The organism is Planobispora rosea, from assembly GCF_014648175.1.
Taxonomy (GTDB): domain Bacteria; phylum Actinomycetota; class Actinomycetes; order Streptosporangiales; family Streptosporangiaceae; genus Planobispora; species Planobispora rosea.
The window spans coordinates 25,290-42,405 of record NZ_BMQP01000029.1 but is presented as its reverse complement, the minus strand read 5'-3'; the positions used below and the strand labels follow the sequence as shown (position 1 = coordinate 42,405).

The 17,116-nt window shown below is 70.6% G+C and carries 18 protein-coding genes and 1 tRNA gene; 8 read left to right on the top strand and 11 right to left on the bottom strand.

Features of this window, described 5'->3' with window-relative positions:
- Positions 1 to 366 precede the first annotated feature (366 nt).
- Positions 367 to 954: a hypothetical protein gene (locus IEZ08_RS39795; protein ID WP_229803493.1), complete on the top strand. Its 588-nt coding sequence runs from the start codon at positions 367 to 369 to the stop codon at positions 952 to 954.
- On the opposite strand, the gene IEZ08_RS25880 is transcribed toward IEZ08_RS39795, so the two are convergent.
- Both IEZ08_RS25880 and IEZ08_RS25875 read right to left on the bottom strand, forming a co-directional pair.
- Positions 902 to 2,029 carry a sensor histidine kinase gene (locus IEZ08_RS25880; protein WP_068920502.1) on the bottom strand — a complete coding sequence of 376 codons (1,128 nt, stop codon included), beginning with the start codon at positions 2,027 to 2,029 and terminating at the stop codon, positions 902 to 904. The genes IEZ08_RS39795 and IEZ08_RS25880 overlap by 53 nt on opposite strands.
- The gene (locus IEZ08_RS25875; RefSeq protein ID WP_068920501.1) at positions 2,026 to 2,721 is read right to left on the bottom strand and encodes a response regulator transcription factor; all 696 of its coding nucleotides are present in this window, start codon (positions 2,719 to 2,721) and stop codon (positions 2,026 to 2,028) included. Before IEZ08_RS25875 ends, IEZ08_RS25880 begins: the two co-directional genes overlap by 4 nt.
- 116 nt (positions 2,722 to 2,837) lie before the next feature.
- Between IEZ08_RS25875 and IEZ08_RS25870 the strand changes: the two genes are divergently transcribed.
- Entirely contained in the window at positions 2,838 to 3,014 is a 177-nt protein-coding gene (locus tag IEZ08_RS25870; protein ID WP_176728325.1) for a hypothetical protein, read from the top strand.
- Positions 3,015 to 3,031: 17 nt separating this feature from the next.
- Here the strand turns inward: IEZ08_RS25870 and IEZ08_RS25865 are convergent, their stop codons facing one another.
- On the bottom strand, positions 3,032 to 3,481 hold the full coding sequence (locus tag IEZ08_RS25865; RefSeq protein ID WP_068920500.1) for an ATP-binding protein: 450 nt from the start codon (positions 3,479 to 3,481) through the stop codon (positions 3,032 to 3,034).
- A gap of 220 nt (positions 3,482 to 3,701) precedes the next feature.
- Positions 3,702 to 5,621: a sensor histidine kinase gene (locus IEZ08_RS25860; RefSeq protein WP_189243193.1), complete on the bottom strand. Its 1,920-nt coding sequence runs from the start codon at positions 5,619 to 5,621 to the stop codon at positions 3,702 to 3,704.
- A gap of 138 nt (positions 5,622 to 5,759) precedes the next feature.
- On the opposite strand from IEZ08_RS25860, the gene IEZ08_RS25855 reads away from it, so the two are divergent.
- The gene (locus tag IEZ08_RS25855) at positions 5,760 to 6,347 is read left to right on the top strand and encodes a methylated-DNA--[protein]-cysteine S-methyltransferase (protein ID WP_068920498.1); all 588 of its coding nucleotides are present in this window, start codon (positions 5,760 to 5,762) and stop codon (positions 6,345 to 6,347) included.
- A gap of 21 nt (positions 6,348 to 6,368) precedes the next feature.
- Here the strand turns inward: IEZ08_RS25855 and IEZ08_RS25850 are convergent, their stop codons facing one another.
- From IEZ08_RS25850 to IEZ08_RS25840, 3 genes are all read right to left on the bottom strand, one after another.
- Positions 6,369 to 7,727 (bottom strand): purine-cytosine permease family protein, encoded by a 1,359-nt coding sequence (locus IEZ08_RS25850; protein WP_068920497.1) that lies wholly within the window; start codon positions 7,725 to 7,727, stop codon positions 6,369 to 6,371.
- 201 nt (positions 7,728 to 7,928) lie between these two features.
- Entirely contained in the window at positions 7,929 to 8,252 is a 324-nt protein-coding gene (locus tag IEZ08_RS25845) for a rhodanese-like domain-containing protein (RefSeq protein WP_068920496.1), read from the bottom strand.
- A gap of 21 nt (positions 8,253 to 8,273) precedes the next feature.
- Positions 8,274 to 8,735 carry a MarR family winged helix-turn-helix transcriptional regulator gene (locus tag IEZ08_RS25840; protein ID WP_068920495.1) on the bottom strand — a complete coding sequence of 154 codons (462 nt, stop codon included), beginning with the start codon at positions 8,733 to 8,735 and terminating at the stop codon, positions 8,274 to 8,276.
- 100 nt (positions 8,736 to 8,835) lie between these two features.
- On the opposite strand from IEZ08_RS25840, the gene IEZ08_RS25835 reads away from it, so the two are divergent.
- Positions 8,836 to 9,210, top strand: coding sequence for a cupin domain-containing protein (locus tag IEZ08_RS25835; RefSeq protein ID WP_068920494.1), 375 nt, complete (start codon positions 8,836 to 8,838; stop codon positions 9,208 to 9,210).
- Positions 9,211 to 9,289: 79 nt separating this feature from the next.
- Here IEZ08_RS25835 and IEZ08_RS25830 read toward each other — a convergent pair whose 3' ends face one another.
- Complete coding sequence (locus IEZ08_RS25830; RefSeq protein WP_068920493.1) at positions 9,290 to 9,895, bottom strand: TenA family protein; 606 nt, start codon at positions 9,893 to 9,895, stop codon at positions 9,290 to 9,292.
- A gap of 117 nt (positions 9,896 to 10,012) precedes the next feature.
- Here IEZ08_RS25830 and IEZ08_RS25825 point away from each other — a divergent pair, with 117 nt between their 5' ends.
- Complete coding sequence (locus tag IEZ08_RS25825; RefSeq protein ID WP_189243149.1) at positions 10,013 to 10,642, top strand: GOLPH3/VPS74 family protein; 630 nt, start codon at positions 10,013 to 10,015, stop codon at positions 10,640 to 10,642.
- 81 nt (positions 10,643 to 10,723) lie between these two features.
- Here IEZ08_RS25825 and IEZ08_RS25820 read toward each other — a convergent pair whose 3' ends face one another.
- Positions 10,724 to 11,266, bottom strand: coding sequence for a DM13 domain-containing protein (locus IEZ08_RS25820; RefSeq protein WP_068920492.1), 543 nt, complete (start codon positions 11,264 to 11,266; stop codon positions 10,724 to 10,726).
- Between the two features lie 214 nt (positions 11,267 to 11,480).
- Complete coding sequence (locus IEZ08_RS25815; protein ID WP_068928274.1) at positions 11,481 to 12,470, bottom strand: LCP family protein; 990 nt, start codon at positions 12,468 to 12,470, stop codon at positions 11,481 to 11,483.
- A 662-nt stretch (positions 12,471 to 13,132) separates the two neighbouring features.
- On the opposite strand from IEZ08_RS25815, the gene IEZ08_RS25810 reads away from it, so the two are divergent.
- Both IEZ08_RS25810 and IEZ08_RS25805 read left to right on the top strand, forming a co-directional pair.
- Positions 13,133 to 14,575 carry a hemolysin family protein gene (locus IEZ08_RS25810; protein ID WP_068920491.1) on the top strand — a complete coding sequence of 481 codons (1,443 nt, stop codon included), beginning with the start codon at positions 13,133 to 13,135 and terminating at the stop codon, positions 14,573 to 14,575.
- Positions 14,572 to 15,603: a hemolysin family protein gene (locus IEZ08_RS25805; RefSeq protein WP_068920490.1), complete on the top strand. Its 1,032-nt coding sequence runs from the start codon at positions 14,572 to 14,574 to the stop codon at positions 15,601 to 15,603. The genes IEZ08_RS25810 and IEZ08_RS25805 overlap by 4 nt, the downstream gene beginning before the upstream one ends.
- A 511-nt stretch (positions 15,604 to 16,114) precedes the next feature.
- Here the strand turns inward: IEZ08_RS25805 and IEZ08_RS25800 are convergent.
- A tRNA-Leu gene (locus IEZ08_RS25800) sits at positions 16,115 to 16,197 on the bottom strand.
- A gap of 166 nt (positions 16,198 to 16,363) precedes the next feature.
- On the opposite strand from IEZ08_RS25800, the gene IEZ08_RS25795 reads away from it, so the two are divergent.
- Positions 16,364 to 17,104: an FHA domain-containing protein gene (locus IEZ08_RS25795; protein WP_068920489.1), complete on the top strand. Its 741-nt coding sequence runs from the start codon at positions 16,364 to 16,366 to the stop codon at positions 17,102 to 17,104.
- The last annotated feature ends 12 nt before the right edge of the window (positions 17,105 to 17,116 follow it).

Sequence of the window (17,116 nt, the reverse complement as noted above, 5' to 3'; positions counted from 1 at the left end):
GCGCGGAGCCCTCGGGTCACGTTCTCTCGCCTAGAGCCTGTTACGGAACCTTACTTTCCTGTTACAGGACGTCCCAGACAACGCCCCACCCCGCCCCGCCGCCGCCCCGCCGCCGCTCCGGCACCGCTCCGGGGCCACTCCGGCGCCCCCTTGCCATCGGCCCGCCACGCCCTGCCGCACTCGCCGACCTGGGGTCTTCCGGCCTTTGTCCCCGTTCTCCCTTCACGGGAACCCTCGGTGCGCAAAGCTTGACGCTGTGCAACACCGGCTCGGCCGGAAAGGGGGGAGGCCCGGATCCTTCCGTCTCCAGCCGCCACTGCACGGACGGGCGTTGGACATCGAGAGGGAACGGGCCGGAAAACGTTCATGAAAAGCGATCTTCCTGAGGACCTCCAGCGACTCCGGGAGCGTCTGGAGACCATCGTCACCCGTGCCAGGAGGGCCACCTCGTGGCGGGATGCGACAGCTTCCCTCCGCGGTCTGGTGACCCGTGAGGGGGTCGTCCCGATCCGGACCCGGCTGACCGGCGAGGACCTCGACTTCCTTGAGGGGGCACGCGAGGATCTCCTGGACTTCGCCACGCTGGGTGTCCGGCTCCTCGATCTGCACCAGCCTCGCGACGCGGGCGGCATCACCAGCGACACCGCCCATCCGATCCTGCGCTGCCGGAGCTGCATGTGGCGCTGGCCGTGCCCGACCTTCCGCGCGATGTCGGAGACCTTCGGCACCCCGCGGGAACACGCCGGGAGTCACAACGGGGACGTGCCGTTCTCCCGCTGCGTCACACACGACGGCGGCGGATCCGGCGAGGAGCACGGCGGAGACGGCGGAGAGGGCCCGCACGTCCAGGTGAGCGTGATGATCCCGGTCCAGCCGGAGGGCGAGGGCTACGGCGCGCCGTTCACGGGGACAGGGGGAGGCGGATCTCGAAGCGGCAGCCGGGGCCTGTGTTGACGACGCCGATGTCCCCGTCGTGGGCCTCCACGATGCCACGGGCGATCGCCAGGCCGAGCCCGGCTCCCGTGCCGTCGGCCCGCGGGCTCCGGGCCGCCTCGCCGCGGAAGGCCACGTCGAAGACCCGTGGCAGGTCCTCCGGGGGGATGCCGCCGCAGCAGTCGGCCACCGACAGGCACGCGTGCCCGTCCTCCACCGTCACGCGGACCTGGACCGCGCCGTCCTGCGGGGTGTGCCTGATCGCGTTGACCACCAGGTTGCGCAGGGCCCTGGAGAGCTCTCCGGCGTCCGCCTGGACGGGCACCGCCTCGTCCGCCGCCCCCTCCAGCCGAACCCCCTTGGCCCGCGCCAGCGGCTCCACCCCGGCCAGCGCGTCGGCGACCAGGTCGCCGAGGCCGGTCCGGCGGCGGGACAGGCGCAGCGCGCCCGCGTGGATCCGGGACAGCTCGAACAGGTCGTCGACCATGGCCGACAGACGGTCCACCTCCAGGCGGATCTGGGCGTGGTAGCGGCCCACGGTCTCCGGATCGGCGACCACGCCGTCCTCCAGGGCCTCGACCATCGCGCGCATCCCGGCCAGGGGGGTGCGCAGGTCGTGGCTGACCCAGGCGACGAGCTCACGACGGGCGCCCTCCAGGGCACGCTCGCGCTCGTGGCCGAGACGGATGCGCCGATAGGCCTCCTCCAGGGCGGCGGCGACCGTACCGAGTTCGGCGGGGAGACCGCGGGGAGGCGTGAACTCTCCGGAGGGCGGGACCTCGTGCACCGCGGCGACGAGCCTGCGGCTGGCGGCCAGGACCCGCCGGGCCAGTGCCGCCGCCACGCCCAGGCCGATCAGGCCGCTGACCGCGACCACGCTGAGCACGATGTTCCTGGGCGTGCCCTCAATGATCATCTTCAGGGTGATGGCCACCATGCCCGCCACCGTCACCACCACGGGAACGGCCACGACCACGGCGAGCATCACCCCGACCGATCGCTCGCGCAGCAGGTGCATCGCGCCCAGGCCGGCCAGTGCGACCAGCAGGCCGAGCCCGGCGGTGACCGCGACGATCTCCACGATCTCCGGGATCATGTCGCGGCCAGGGGTTCGTAGCGGTACCCCACACCCCAGACGGTGACGATGCGCCGGGGCACGGTCGGGTCGGGTTCGATCTTCTCGCGGAGACGGCGGACGTGGACGGTCACCGTGGAGGAGTCGCCGAAGGACCAGCCCCACACCTGGTCGAGCAGGGCGGAGCGGCTGAAGGCCTGGCGGGGGTTGCGCATCAGGTGGGCGAGGAGGTCGAACTCCCGGGCGGTCAGCATGATCTCCTCGTCGCCGAGCCGTACCTCGTGGGCGCCCACGTCGACCACCAGCTCGCCGTCCCGCAGCACGCCCGTCCCGGCCGGGATCGAGGCGCCGCGCGCCCGCCGCAGCACCGACTGCACCCGCAGGGCCAGCTCGCGAGGGCTGAACGGCTTGGTGACGTAGTCGTCGGCACCGGTCTCCAGGCCGACGACCCGGTCGATCTCCTCGCCCAGCGCGGTCAGCATGATCACTGGGACGGGCCAGCGCTCCCTGAGCTTCCGGCAGACCTGCAGGCCGTCCATCTTGGGCAACATCAGGTCGAGGACGAGCAGGTCGGGGGGGTTGGACAGGGCGCGCCTGAGCGCTTCGGCGCCGTCGCCGACGCATTCGACGGTGTGGCCGTCGCGTTCGAGATAACGGGCCACGACCTCGGCCACCGTCGGGTCGTCGTCGACCACCAGAATCCGCGCGCTCATACCCTCCACGGTAGGCGCGGTACGGCCGGCCGCCGGACCCGCGTCACCGGTCCGTAAGACTCGATCGTTATGCGCCCGGACGCCTCCGGGACCGACCTTGGGCGTACGGTGGACGCATGGGTCGTATCGTGATGGCAGTCCTCGGCGGCATCCTCGCGCTTTACGTGGTGTTCGGGCTCGTGCTCCCCGCGCTGTTCGGACTGCTCAAGTTCCTGTTCGTGCTGGCGGTCGTGGCGTTCCTGGTCGTGCTGACGGTGACCGCCGCGGCGAAGTTCTCCAAGTCCGCCAAGTGACCGTTCCCCCGGGCCCGTCAGATGCACTCCTGCACGACGGGCTCGGGAACGGGGACATGCCCGTTCATCGCCGGGTTGAGGGCCGTGACCACCGCCCAGACGGTGGTGACCTCCCCGTCGTGCCTGACGCCCCATCGGTCCGCCAGGTATTCGACGATGCCCAGCCCCCGGCCCCCTAACGAGGAGAGCGGGGCTCGCCCGGCCCGTGGCTCGGTCGCGGCACCTCCGTCACTCACCGCTACCTCGACATGCCCATCGGTCCAGCGCCATGCCACTCTGACCTGCCCGCACGGCAGCGGGTGCGCGTGCCGGAGCGCGTTGCTCAGCAGCTCGCTCACCACCAGCACGGCGTCGTCGATCGCTGTCTCATAGACGCCCCATTCGTGCAGGTCAGCGCTGAGGCATTGGCGTGCGACGGCGACGCTGGACGGCGCATACGGCAACAACACGACGCTCGACGGACTCACCCCCCGTATCCCTGTTCCCCTCGCGAGCCTGCTGCGGAACCCACTTCCTGCTGCGGACGGAGCAGGCTCCACGACGGGCTCTGAGAAGACACCCCAGATACGACCGAAATGCCCCGTTACCCGATTGCGGAAACCGCGACGCGATCACAGCTTGTGCACATTGGACGATAGATCAGTTCTGCCGTTACCGGCCCGTTACCGGCCCGACGCGCCGGAGCGGCTAGGGAGTGTCAGGCACGACCTGAGGGGAGCCTGGCGTGTCGGCTCCTCCCGGGCACGGCTCCGGGGTGCCCGGCGCGTCGGCCCTTCCCAGCTCCAGGCGCATCCGGGTGCCGCCGCCCGGCCGCGGATAGGCCGCCACGTCCCCGCCCTGGGCGCGGGCGAGGCTGCGCACGATGTAGAGGCCGAGACCGACCCCGCCGAACCGGCGGCGGTCACCGCTCTCGGCCTGGACGAAGCGCTCGAAGACGCGCTCCCGGTCGGCCGGGGCGATGCCCACCCCCTCGTCGTCGACGACCACGACGACCCGGTCGCGGTCCGGCCACGCCTCGACCCTGATCATGCCGCCGTCCGGCGAGTACTTGAACGCGTTCTCCAGGAGCTGGCCCAGCACGATGTCGGTGGCGAGAGCGTCACCGCGGACCTTGGGCAGGTCGTCGGGGACGTTCACCTCGACCCGGTGAACCTCCGACAGGACCGGCAGGCCCAGCGTGGCGGTCTTGATCAGTTCTCCGAGGTCGAACGTCTCGATGGTCAGAACGATCTTTCCGGCTCCGGCGCGCGAGCCCAGCAGCAGGTGGTCCATGAGCTGGCCGAGGGAGCGCGCCCGCTCGGCGATGGTGTGCACGGCGGACCGGCGCTCGGTGTCGGACAGGCCGTCCCAACGGGCGTCGAGCATGCCCGCGAAGCCCCGGACCACGGTGATCGGGGTGCGCAGCTCGTGACTGGTGGTGGCCAGGAACAGGTCCTTGGCCTCCTCCAGTTCCTTGGCCCGGGTCACGTCGCGGAAGTCGATCACGATCTCGCCGGTCTCCTCGATCTCCGCGCGGAGCACGTCCAGCCAGATGCCCGAGGGCAGCTGGTAGGTGAGCTTGTCCCCCGGCGCGGGCAACGGGAACGGCGGCGGCTCGCCGATCACCTCGGCCGCGTGGAAGCCGGTCAGCTCGGCGGCGGCCGGGTTCCACTGGATGACGCGTCCCATGTTGTCGAGGACCGCGATGCCGTCGGCGCTGGCGTCGAACACCGCGCGCTCGTGGGCGCGCTGCCGTACGGCCTCCTGGTAGGCCATGGCGTTGCCGACGGCGATCCCGGCGTGCCCGGCGAGGAGTTCGAGCAGCTCCAGCTCGACGTGGCCGGCCTTGCGGTTGGCGAACAGGGCGTAGAGCGCGCCGTACGGCCGGCCGCCCACCGCCGCCACGCCGAGCGCGATGGTGTGCAGACCGGGCAGCCACGACCAGACCAGCTCGTCCAGCCGGGCCTGGTCACCGGTCTCCAGCATCACGGTCCGGCCGGCCCGCAGGAGCTTGCCCACCAGACTGGTGCGCAGGTCGGTGGTCGAGCCGCGCAATTCGTCGGGGAGCCTGTGGCAGGCCATGAGGCGGAGCCGGTCCCCCTCGATGAGCACGAACCCGCCCGCGTCGGCGCCGGTCAGCTCGGTGAGGCTGGCGGCGATCCGGTCGAGCACCGTGGGCAGCTCCAGCTCGGCGTTGATGTCGGCGACCACGTCGGTCAGCCTGCGGACGAGCTGCGCCCGGCGCAGGACCTTGTCGCTGGCGGTCTCGTCGTCCTGGGCCAGGTGGTACAGGTTGACGTAGCCGAGCAGGACCCCGGTCTCCGAGCAGAGCGCCCCGGCGTCCATGCGGACGTCGAGCAGCGTGCCGTCGCGCCGGAACCTCTTGGTGCGCAACGAGACCTGGCCCCCCGTCCGGACCCGTTCCAGGACCGCGTTGTGCTCGGCGGTGAGCTCGTCGGGGACCATCGGCACGCGGCGGCCGACGGCCTCCTCGGCGGACCAGCCGAACAGCCGCTCGGCGGCGGGATTCCACGCGAGGACCGCCTGGTCGTGATCGAGGGCGACAACCGCGTTGGGGGAGCCGGCCACGATCGCCCGACCGACGACGTCATCACTTATAGCGATCATGTCATCACGCACATATCCATCTTGCCGCCTCGATCGGCCTGATCTTGGCACTTTCGTCCTGCATGCGCCGACGGTCTCCAGGCCGGTCCGTCCGATACGCTGCGGGCACCACACACCTGGACGCGAAAGGGTGGGGATATGGCATCCGGGTCATCCGGCGATCTCGACGCACTGCTACGGGTGACCTCGCCCACCTACGTCGGGGACCGGCATCCCGACATCGCGTTCGGCACCCACGACGGCCCCGTGGGCAGGCTGATCCTCGCCGTGACGGGACGGGGCGTGGTGTCCTGCAGCTACGAGGACGAGAACCTCGTCTTCGAGCGCGTGAGCAGGAACGTCAGCACGTTCATCGGCGCCGACCCCCGTCGGCTCGACCCGGTCCGCCGGGAACTGGACGCCTACTTCTCCGGCCGGCTCCGCGCGTTCACCACCCCGGTGGACCTCCAGCTCGCCACCCCGTTCGCCAGGACCGTACTGCAGATGATGATGGCGGTGCCGTACGGGACGGTGACCACCTACCACCTGATCGCCGAGCGGATCGGCCGGCCGCGGGCGCTGCGGGCGGTCGGCAACGCGCTCGGCGGCAATCCGGTGTGCGTGATCGTGCCCTGCCACCGGGTGGTGGAGAACGAGACCGTCCTGGGCGGCTACGCGGGCGGTACGACCGCGAAGGAACGGCTCTTCCGGATCGAGGGGATCCAGGGAAACCCGATCGCGCCGTGAGCCTCCGCGAGCCGTCGCCGGTCAGCGGCGGCGCAGTCCGCCCACGGCGAAGGTGACCAGGCCGGAGACGAGGAACGCGCCGACGGCCGCGCTCATCCACGGCTGCGGGACGAACCCGGTCAGTTCACGGGCGTCGGTCCAGAAGCCGGTCCACCATCCCAGTTCGTCGGCGGCCGGCAGCGCGGCGAGCATCCACCAGGTCGCGAAGCCGAGCACCCACGGCACGACCATGAGCCAGCGGGAGGGCGCGTTCTCCGAGGTGTCCCAGCGACGTGCTCCGCCGAGCAGGAAGTAGTCCACCGCCAGGACGGCGAACATCGGGACGAAGACGGCGCCGATCAGGCCGAGGAAGGCGGTGTAGGTGTCGGCATTGACGAAGATCGCCATCAGGGTGACCACCACGCCGGTCCCGGCGGAGATGATCCGGCGGTCCAGCCGGGGCAGCAGGTTCTGCAGGGACATCGCGGTGGAGTAGACGTTGACGAACGACTGGTCGGTCTCGCGCAGCACCAGGATTCCGAAGAACAGCCAGCCGAGCGAGGCCGCCACGAACGGTTCCCACACCCTGTTCGGGTCGTTGCCGACCAGCGCGAGCGCGGCGATGCCCAGCGTCAGGCAGGCCACCTGAGCGATCGTGTAGCCGCCGACCACACCGGCGAAGGCGGCCCTTCCGGAGCGGGAGAACCGGGCGAAGTCCGCCGCGACGGGCACCCACGAGACCGAGAGCGCGATCACGTAGTCGACGGAGGGGGCGAACGCCTCCCATGTGCCCGTGCTGACCGACGGCTCGCGGCTGAACAGCTCGACGGCGAACCAGACCATCGAGATGATCACACCCACCGTGACGTAGCGGCGGAGCAGCCGGACCGCGCCCAGCGGGCGGATGGTCAGCGCGGTGGTGATCACACCGCCGAGGATCACCCAGACGGCGTAGGGCACCTCGACCCCGAAGGAGCCGGCGATGGCCTGGGCGCCTTGGGCGATGACCCAGAGCTCGAACGCCCCCCAGCCCAGCATCTGGATGATGTTGAGCACGGTCGGGACGTAGGACAGTTTGGCCCCGAACAGCCCCCGGAGCAGCACCATCGCCGGGGCACCGGTCCGCTGGCCGGGAATCGCCGCCAGAGCGACCATCGCGGTGCCGATGACGCTGCCGACGACGGCCGCGGCGATCGCGGCCAGGAAGCTCAGGGGCCGGTTCTTCAGCGGATCGATAAGCGCCAGCGCGCCGGAGAACCCGAGCAGGCTGACGCCGAGGTTGGCCCAGAGGGCGCCCTGGTCGAGCACGCCGAGCGTCTTCGGCGGAGCCTCGTCGAGGGTGAGGGGGGCTTCGGCATGCTTGGACGCGTCATGCTCGGACACAGTGACGTCGGACGTCATCACACGCTCCCTACGCCGGCATTACCCGGACAGGTTCATGCGGTCGGCGGCGCGCCGGAGGGCCCGGTCAGGCCCTCTGCGTAGTTCCGCCCTCTCAGCCCGGTCACGCCCGAGCTCCCGCGGTAGGCATCTTTCGCCGAGCAGTATGCCATCCACCCCCTCTGTCGCATATGCCCGGTCAGGGGTATCCGGCGCGCCCCCCTAGGCGACGAACGGCTCCTGCCCGGTCTCGCTCACCATGGGACGGCCCGCGAAGGCCCAGGACTGCATCCCTCCGCCCACGTTGATCGCCTCGTATCCGACGGCGTTCAGCCAGGCCGCGGCGTGCGCGGACCGGCCGCCCACCCGGCAGACCACGTAGACGGTCTTGCCCGCGGGCAGCTCGGTGACACGGGTCTGCAGCTCGCCCAGCGGGATGTGGACGGCTTCGGGCGCGTGCCCGGCGTGCCATTCGTCGTCCTCCCGCACATCGAGCAGGAGAGCGTCGGCGGGTACGGAGTGTGCATCGACTTCGGGAACAGTCATGGCTCCATTGTCCCAAGCCCGTCACCAGACGGGACGCAAAACCGCACGTCCGCCTGCGACTTCCTCCACATATGCCCGCAGATCATGGTGAATGTCATCCAGCCGCCGGGCCCCGATCACCGCCGCCCACCGATCCTCGATCTCGGCCCACATCTCGTCGGCGTGCCGGACGTAGGCGTGACCCTTGTCCGTCAGGGCCAGAACCCGGGCACGGCCGTCGGTGGGGTGCGGGCGGCGTTCGACATAGCCCCAGCCCTCCAGCTCGGCCACGATCTTGGAGGCGGCCTGCTTGGTGACGCCGAGGTGGTCGGCGAGATCGACCGAGGTGACGTCGGCACGGTCGAGCAGCAGCCGGAAGGTGTACCCGTGCGCGGGGCGCAGCGGTTCCCGTCCCTCGGCGGCGATCCGGTCGTGGAGCGCCTCGGTCATCGCCCGGTACGTCATGGCCAGCAGCAACGGGATCTCGCCTCGCCTGCGCGTCATCCGTCGTTCCTCCCTCTCCCGGTCCCGCCGTTGACGAGATAGTCAATCCGGTTTACCGTTTCGGTGGTAGTCAATCAGGTTGACCATTTTAGGAGACAGCATGACCATCGCGAACCTCGCCGACGCCCCCGTCTTCGAGCTTGACGGCATCACCTTCCGTTCGCTCGCCGTACCCTCCCGCGGCTCCTCCGAGCTGGCCGTCTGGTCGATCGAGATGGCACCGGGCTCGTCCGGCAAGGAGCACACCGTCGACCGCGAAGAGGTGTTCATCGCCCTGTCGGGACGGATCGTGGGGGTGGTCGGCGGCGTGGAGCACACGATCGGGGCGGGCGACGCGCTGATCCTCCCGCCGCACACCCCGTTCTCGATCCGCAACGGCTCCGCGACCGAGCCGGCCACCGCCACCGTCTGCACCTCGGCCGGGATCAAGGCCACCCTCGGCGGCCAGACGATCCTGCCGCCGTGGGCCCAGTGACCGCATGGGTGCGGGGGCCCGGTGACCGTACGGGCACAGGCCCGGTGACGGTCCGGACGGGAGGTCGGCGGGAAGAAGGTCAGGGCACGTCCCAGAAGGCCAGTTCGTGGGCCATCCCCTCGGTGAACAGCTGCTTCGCCCGCTCCGGGGCGATCTCCACCTCGTCGAGCATCGCCGCGACGCGCTCGGTCAGCGCGGTGAAGGCGGGATCGGCGTAGGTGTCCACCCAGGCCCGGTAGCGCGGCTCCGCCGGAGGGTTCTCCGCCAGGGTCCGGCCGAGCATGGAGTAGCCCCACATGCAGGGATAGAGCGCGGCCAGCCCACCGGCGTAGTCCGCCGCCGCGTCCAGCAGGAACGAGGTGTAGGCGGCGCACGCGGGCCCCTTCACCGCACCGTCGAGGTCGGCGCCGAACTCCGCCGACATGGACCGGTGCAGCTTCAGCTCCTCGTGGAAGGTGGAGTGCGCCAGGTCCACCAGGTCGCCGAGGTGCTCGTCGGGCGCCTGCCAGGCGAGCCGGGAGAACACCCGGACGTAGTCCAGGAGGTACAGGTAGTCCTGCTCCAGCCACGACCGGAACACCGGCTCGGCCAGATCGCCCCTGGCGATGCCCATGACCGTCGGGTGGGCGAGCTGGGCGTCGAGCAGGGGACGCCCGATGACATGAAGTTCCTCGGAAATGCTCATAAAACAGGGATTGTGGCAGGGCGCGTACGGCGGGACGCCGGGGCATCCACCGGGGGGCGACGCCGCGTCCGGTCACAGGAACGTCCTCGCCCGAGATAACGTCATAGGATCCGAAATGTGACGATCATCGCCGAAGAAGTGCTCCTCCTCTCCTACGAGGAGACCGAGGGCAAGCAGCTGGTCAGCTCCGCCCACCTGGAGTCCGCGCTCGGCGGCGCGCTTCTGGCGGAGCTCGCCGTCAACGGCCGGATCGCCCTGGACGGCAAGAAGGTCGTGGTCAAGGACGCCACCCCGCTCGGGAACGACGAGCTCGACGCCGTCCTCGCCCGGATCGCGGAGGACTCCAAGCAGCGCAAGCCCGAGTCGTGGGTCTACAGACTCCAGTCCGGCAAGCTGCGCAAGCGCCTGCTCGCCGGCCTGGCCGAACGAGGCGTGCTGAGCGAGAACCACCGCAAGATCCTGGGAATCTTCCCCAGCTCCCGCTACCCGGAACGCGACGCGAGCGTGGAGCAGAAGATCCGCGAGCGCGTCCAGAGCGTGCTGGACGGAGCCGGCCCCGACGAGCGGACGACCATGCTGATCGCCGTCCTGCGTGCCGCCAAGATCGACCGTAAGGCCTTCCCCGGCCTGGACAAGCAGCGGGTCAAGGAGATCACCAAGGGCGTGTGGGTCGGTGAGGCCGTGGCCAAGCACATCGCCTCGATGAACGCGGCCTCCGCCGGGGGTGCGATCGCCGCCGCCTCCTGACCGCGCCGGGCGGGACGGATCCGGAGGAGGCGGGTACGGGCGGGGCGGGCCCCGCCCGGCCGTTCAGGCCGTTCAGGCCGTTCAGGCCAGGGTCGCGGCGCCGAAGGAGACGCTGAACCGCTTGCACCAGATGGTGACGGCCTTCAGCGTGTCCAGGTCGGCGTCGGCGGGGACGGCGTAGTTGGCGTTCCCCTTGTTGCCCTTGAGCTCGCCCAGCTCCAGGTGCTTGCCGTCGTCGAGGTTGAACCAGCCGGCCCTGCCCTTCCTGACGGGCTGGTCGCTCAGCCAGACCCGCAGGTCGGGGCCGTCGGAGGTGTCCAGGTCCTCGATCCTGAGCACCCGGCTGCCGTCGGCCAGCTCCAGGAGCCTGGCCGTACCCGACGTGGCGTGCTCGTGGGAGATGAACGTCCCGGTGGCCAACTCCCTGGGGGCGTCCGCCGCGCTCCGGCCGGGCGCCCCGGACGTCGAGGGAGCCCCTGCGGCCACGGGCGCGGCCTCGTTCACCTCGACCGTGGTGAACAGCCGCCACGGCTGGAACAGGTAGAGGGCGACGGCGAGCGCGACGGCTCCGACGCCCAGGACCACCCAGGTGACGGGGTGGCGGAGCAATGCCTTGATCCTCATGATTCTCCTCCTCCGGGCCCGGAGCCTGTCGCGAAGTCCCCCGGTGAGCAGCAGAAGAGGGGTCGCGACAGGCTCCTGGTCCGAAGGTAGCCCGCGCGGCCGTGCCCGGCCCTTACGTGATGCTTACGCCGGCGTCTTCACGGCGATCCGGAGGGGCCGAGGGGCGAGGGGCGAGGGCGCGCCTCCGGAGGACCCGGGGGCGTTCCTCCGGGGGCTACTTCCCGAGGACGTCCTTGGGGACCTGCTTGTCCTCGGCCAGGGCCCTGAACATGCGCAGGGCCTTGTCCCGGTCCCAGCGGACGACCTCCTGGCTGTTGACGTTCTCGAAGCCGCTGAACGGGACGATCGTGGTGACCGGGTTGTCGCCCATGGCCAGGCCGAGGGAGAGCAGGTTGAAGGCTCCGGTCTCCTCACCGACCGACACCGAGTCGGTGGCGCTGAACGCGAGCGGGACGGACGTGAAGGGGTTGAGCAGGACGCCGGGGCTGGCGGCCTTCTTCACCACGGCGGAGAAGAACTGCCGCTGACGCTGGGTCCGCTCGAAGTCGGGGATGCTCCCGGTGGCGCGGGTGCGGACGTAGCCGAGGGCCTCGGCGCCGTCGAGCGTCTGCACGCCCTTCTTCAGGTTGATCCCGGCCTTGGGATCCTTGATGCTCTGCTTGACGTCGATCTCGACGCCGCCGATGGCGTCCACGATGCCCACGAAGCCGCCGAAGCCGATCTCCATGTAGTTGTCGATCCGGAGCCCGGTGGCCTGCTCCACGGTCTTGGCCAGCAGCTTGGGACCGCCGTCCTTGAAGGAGTAGGCGGCGTTGAGCTTGTCGCTGCCGTGTCCCTCGATGGGCACGTAGGAGTCGCGCGGCAGGCTGACCAGGGTCGGGCGGCCGTCCCCGGCGGGGATGTGCAGCAGCATCATCGTGTCGGTGCGGCGGCCGACGGAGCTCCCGGTGGCCAGCTTCCTGCGCTGGGCCTTGGTGAGGCCCTCGCGGCTGTCGGAGCCGACCAGCAGCCAGGTCGTCCCGGGGGTGTCGGCGGGACGCCCCTCGTAGTCGGAGAGGGCGTCGATCCGCTGCAGCCGGCCGTCGATGGTGAAGTATCCGGCCACGGCGAGGACCAGGAGCAGAACGATCAGACCGGCGAGGATCCGGGCGATCAGCCTGCCCGGCCGCCGGGGGCCCTTGGTCCGCCGGATCGTGTTCGGCATGCGGATTCCGCCCTTCCCGCCGGAGGAACCGCCGGAGGGACCGCCGGGAGAGGCCGCGGGCGAGTCGGACGGCCCTTTCATCGGCCGGACGGGACTCGTACCCGAGCGTGCCTTGCCGTACACCTGCGAGACGGCCCTGGGCACGGTGTCGTCACGGGTCTGCCTGCCCGGGGTGGGGGCGTCCGGGGGGAGGCCGCCTCCCGGGGGCTGTGCGACCCGACCACCCTGCCCGGGGACCGGGAACGCGGGCTGGCCCGCCGCCCGGGGAGGCACGGGCGCGGCGGCGGGCGACCGGAGCGCACGCGTGCGGTCGTCGTCTTCCTGCCAGTCACCCACGTCGCATCTCCGCCACTTCTCGAAGTACTTTCCAACCAACGGTGAAATCGTCACCATCGACGCTACTTCGTGGCTCGCACCCGCGCAGACGCGTCCTCAAGGTTTTCCTGCGTAAAAGTACCCAGAAGGGTACTCGATCCTCAAAGATCGATAAAAATCCCCAAGAACACGGTGGTCGCCCGATCCGGAAACATCGAGCCCCACCTCGGTCGTTACGGTAGAGGGCAATCGCCGTTCGAAAGGAAGACCGTGTCAACTCCCGAACCGTGGAGTACCTGCCCGTGCGGACGCACGGGACCCGCTGACCCAGACCGGAGAGCCGCCCGGTGAACACGGCTCTCGGCCTGCTGGCCGTACTGCTCCTCACCCTCGCCACCGGCTACTTCGTCGCCCAGGAGTTCGCCTTCGTGGCCGCCGACCGCGGCGTGCTGCGCGAACAGGCCGACGCCGGTGACGCCGCCGCGAAACGCGCGCTGGAGGTGACGGGGCGACTGTCCTTCATGCTCTCGGGCGCGCAGCTCGGCATCACCGTCACGGCTCTGCTGGTCGGCTTCATCGCCGAACCGGCCGTCGCCACCGTGATCCGTCCCTGGCTGGGGGCCGCGGGGCTGCCCCCGGCCGCGGTGCCGGGGGTCGCGGTCGCGCTGGCCGTGGCGATCGCGACGATCATCCAGATGGTCCTCGGCGAGCTCGCTCCCAAGAACCTCGGTATCGCCAGGCCGGAGCCGGTGGCCAAGTTCCTGTCCCGCTCCACCCTGGTCTACCTCAAGATCGCCGGGCCGGTCATCCGGCTGTTCGACTCCGCCGCCACCGGCCTGCTGCGCAAGGTCGGCGTGGAGCCGGTCGAGGAGATCGAGCACGGGGCCAGCCCCGAGGAGCTGTCCAGGATCATCGACGAGTCCGGTGCGGCCGGTGACCTTCCGCCGCGCCTGTCCGAGCTGCTGGACCGCGCCCTGGAGTTCGGCGACCGCACCGCCGAGGACGTCATGGTGCCGCGCCCGCGCGTGGTCCTGCTCCGCGACGACAGGCCGATCTCCGACCTCGTCGACGCCGTCCGCGAGCACGGCCACTCCCGCTACCCGGTGCTCTGCCACCGCGACGGCGAGGACGTGGTCGGCGTCACCGGGGTCCGCGAGCTGCTCCGCTCCGGCCTGGAGGACGGTCCCCTGGAGAAGATCACCCGGCCGGCGCTGCTGGTTCCCGACTCGCTGCCGCTCCCGGTCGTGCTGGAGCGCATGCGCGCGGCCCGTGACGACCTGGCCTGCGTCATCGACGAGTTCGGCGGGCTGGCCGGAGTGGTCACCGTCGAGGACCTCGCCGAGGAGCTCGTCGGCGAGCTGATGGACGAGAACGACCCCGAACCCGCGGGCGTCGTCGCCAACGGCGACGGCACCTGGAATGTGCCCGGCACGCTCCGCGTCGACGAGGTCGAGCGGGCCACCGGACTGTCGCTTCCCGAGAGCGACGACTACGACACCGTCGCGGGCCTGGTCCTGGCCACCCTGGGCCGGATGGCCGAGCCCGGTGACGCGGCCACCGTCACGCTCACCATGGAGAACGACCCGCTGGAGAAGAACGATCCCGACGAGGCCGACGCGGTCCTGACGGTGTTGTCGGTGCACCGCAGGGTCCCCGAGTGGGTACGGCTGGCGCCCGCCGCCGACGGCGCGTCCGAGGCGCGGGGGGACGAAAACGCGATGGCCCCGGCCCCGTACGAGCACGACCACGATCGGCCGATGGCCGGGCGAGGCCAGGTGAGCGGCCGATGAGCACCACCGCCGCCCTGCTGATCGGCGTGGCCCTGCTGATCGGCAACGCCTTCTTCGTCGCCGCGGAGTTCGCGGTCATCTCGGCGCGCAGGCACCGCATGGAGGAGCTGGCCGGCAGGGGCGGGCGGTTCGCCCGGATCGCCGCCCGCGCCGCCGTACGCGGTGGCCGTGAGCTCTCCCTGATGCTGGCCGGGGCCCAGCTCGGCATCACACTGTGCTCGCTGGGCCTGGGCATGGTGACCGAGCCCGCCATCGAGCACCTCCTGGAACCGGTCTTCGGCGCGGTCGGCGTGCCCCAGTCGCTCCGGGTCCCGATCTCGCTGGTGATCGCTCTGGCCCTGGTCACCTTCCTGCACATGGTGGTCGGCGAGATGGCTCCCAAGTCGTGGGCGCTGACCCATCCGGAGGTCGCCGCGATGGGCCTGGCGCTGCCCTTCCGCGGCTTCACCTGGCTCGTCCGCCCGGTGCTGGCCGCGCTCAACGGCCTCACCAACGCGCTGCTGCGGCTGTTCGGCGTGCGCCCGCGGGACGAGCTGGCCACCACCAGGACGCCGGTCCAGCTGGCCATGCTGGTCGGCGAGTCGGGCCGGATGGGCCTGCTCGACCGGTACGAGCACGACCTGCTGACCCGGGCGCTGCGGATCCACCAGCAGCCGGTCGAGCGCCTCATGCTGCCCATCGCCAAGGCCGCCGCGGTGACGTCCGCCGCCTCCGGCCAGGACATACGGCGGGTCTCCGCGGAGAGCGGTCACCTGCGCCTGCTGGTCAGCTCCGGTACGCCCGCCGACATCCTGGGTGTTCTGCACGTCAGGGATGTTCTGGTACGTCCAGGGACGAGCCCCGCGGAGCTGGCCCGCCCGGTACCCCGCCTGGCGAGGACGACGACGATCTCGGAGGCGGTCGCCGCGCTCCAGGACGCCCGTGCCCACGTGGGCCTGGTCACAGACGCCGGCGAGGTCGTCGGCATGGTGAGCCTCACCGACCTGCTCGGCGAACTCCTGGACATCAAGCTCGCCGTCCCCCGCTGACAGGAGGCCGGGAGCGCCCCCGGCCTCACCTGCCCCGTTTCCGCGCTGGGCGTAACGAAAATCACACTTCTCCGGTCCTTGCAAGTCTCCCGAAAGTGACAAGCAAGGAGGAAGAGCTACAACGGAGACAGGCCCATGCCCTCCAGACCGGAAACGGCCAATCGGAGGACTGGGCCTTCTCCCCGGACGCCCCACCCACTACTTTCTGATCACGACCGCCCACTTCACCCCCTGGACGGCCCTTCATGAACGCCCTCTCAGGCACCCGCCCGGCCGCAGCCGCCACTGAGCCGCCTCATCACGGCCACAGCGCGGGAGCGGTCCCCGGAGGGGCAGCCCGTACCCGCTTCCCCAGGGGCGCAGCGGGGTGCAGGGGGCTTCGCCCCCGCCGGGGGGCGTGGGGGGCGGAGCCCTCCACATCGGGGGCTGGCGGGGGTCGCCCCCTGGACACAACGACGAGAAGCCCCGGCGGAAGCGGATTCCATCCGCGACCAGCCGGGGCCGATTCGAGTGGGCGAGGAGGGATTTGAACCCTCACGTCCTTTCGGACACACGGACCTGAACCGTGCGCGTCTGCCGTTCCGCCACCCGCCCTTGTTGGGTGCGGTCGAAACATTAGCACGGATCGGCCGGTACCTACGAACCCGGATACGATCCATCTAGATGCGGAGCGGCGAAACGGGTGTGAGAGAGCAAGAACGGGCCGACACACACCTGAGCGGCCGCGACCATATGTACGACGGAGGAAGGGAGGTAGCCGGTGGGAGTCCTTCAGCGCTTCGAGCGCAGGCTTGAAGGCTTGGTCGAGGGCGCCTTTGCCCGGGCGTTCAAGTCTGACCTTCAGCCGGTCGAGGTCGCCAGCGCGGTTCAGCGGGAGATGGACGAGCGTGCAGCGATCGTCGCCCAGGGTCGCACGCTCGTGCCCAACGACTTCGTGGTGGAGCTGTCCACGACCGACAGCGAGCGTCTGGAGGTATACGCCGACAGCATCAGCCAGGAGCTGGCCAACCTCGCGAGGGAGTACGCCAAGGAACAGGGCTACTCGTTCGTGGGGCCGGTCCGGGTGCGTTTCGAGACCGCCGCCGACCTGGCCGTCGGTCTGTTCCGGATCCGCTCCGGAGTGATCCGCGGCGCGACGGTCGAGCAGGACGAGATCCGCCGGCCGCCGACCGATGTCCCCCAGGGCCACCTGCGCTCCTTCGAGGGCCACCCCCGCCTGCTGGTCTCCACTCAGGACGACCCGCAGGGCCAGCGGTCCTACGACCTGACAACTCCGGTGACCCTGCTCGGCAGGGGCACCGACTGCGATCTCCGGCTGGTCGACCCGGGTGTGTCCCGGCACCACGCCGAGCTGCGCGTGGAAGGCCACCAGGTCGTTCTCGTCGACCTCGGCTCCACGAACGGCACCTTCGTCAACGGCCAGCCGGTCCGCCGGGTCGAGCTCCAGAACGGCACTCGTGTGACTCTGGGGCGTACGACTCTGGTTTTCCGGCGCGATTAAAGGTAAACAGAC

What these genes read in the sequence shown, in the direction of transcription:
- IEZ08_RS39795 (WP_229803493.1), top strand. Translation starts at nt 367, where the DNA reads ATGAAAAGCGATCTTCCTGAGGACCTCCAGCGACTCCGGGAGCGTCTG.
- IEZ08_RS25880 (WP_068920502.1), bottom strand. Translation starts at nt 2,029, where the DNA reads ATGATCCCGGAGATCGTGGAGATCGTCGCGGTCACCGCCGGGCTCGGC.
- IEZ08_RS25875 (WP_068920501.1), bottom strand. Translation starts at nt 2,721, where the DNA reads ATGAGCGCGCGGATTCTGGTGGTCGACGACGACCCGACGGTGGCCGAG.
- IEZ08_RS25870 (WP_176728325.1), top strand. Translation starts at nt 2,838, where the DNA reads ATGGGTCGTATCGTGATGGCAGTCCTCGGCGGCATCCTCGCGCTTTAC.
- IEZ08_RS25860 (WP_189243193.1), bottom strand. Translation starts at nt 5,621, where the DNA reads ATGATCGCTATAAGTGATGACGTCGTCGGTCGGGCGATCGTGGCCGGC.
- IEZ08_RS25855 (WP_068920498.1), top strand. Translation starts at nt 5,760, where the DNA reads ATGGCATCCGGGTCATCCGGCGATCTCGACGCACTGCTACGGGTGACC.
- IEZ08_RS25850 (WP_068920497.1), bottom strand. Translation starts at nt 7,727, where the DNA reads ATGACGTCCGACGTCACTGTGTCCGAGCATGACGCGTCCAAGCATGCC.
- IEZ08_RS25845 (WP_068920496.1), bottom strand. Translation starts at nt 8,252, where the DNA reads ATGACTGTTCCCGAAGTCGATGCACACTCCGTACCCGCCGACGCTCTC.
- IEZ08_RS25840 (WP_068920495.1), bottom strand. Translation starts at nt 8,735, where the DNA reads ATGACGCGCAGGCGAGGCGAGATCCCGTTGCTGCTGGCCATGACGTAC.
- IEZ08_RS25835 (WP_068920494.1), top strand. Translation starts at nt 8,836, where the DNA reads ATGACCATCGCGAACCTCGCCGACGCCCCCGTCTTCGAGCTTGACGGC.
- IEZ08_RS25830 (WP_068920493.1), bottom strand. Translation starts at nt 9,895, where the DNA reads ATGAGCATTTCCGAGGAACTTCATGTCATCGGGCGTCCCCTGCTCGAC.
- IEZ08_RS25820 (WP_068920492.1), bottom strand. Translation starts at nt 11,266, where the DNA reads ATGAGGATCAAGGCATTGCTCCGCCACCCCGTCACCTGGGTGGTCCTG.
- IEZ08_RS25815 (WP_068928274.1), bottom strand. Translation starts at nt 12,470, where the DNA reads ATGCCGAACACGATCCGGCGGACCAAGGGCCCCCGGCGGCCGGGCAGG.
- IEZ08_RS25805 (WP_068920490.1), top strand. Translation starts at nt 14,572, where the DNA reads ATGAGCACCACCGCCGCCCTGCTGATCGGCGTGGCCCTGCTGATCGGC.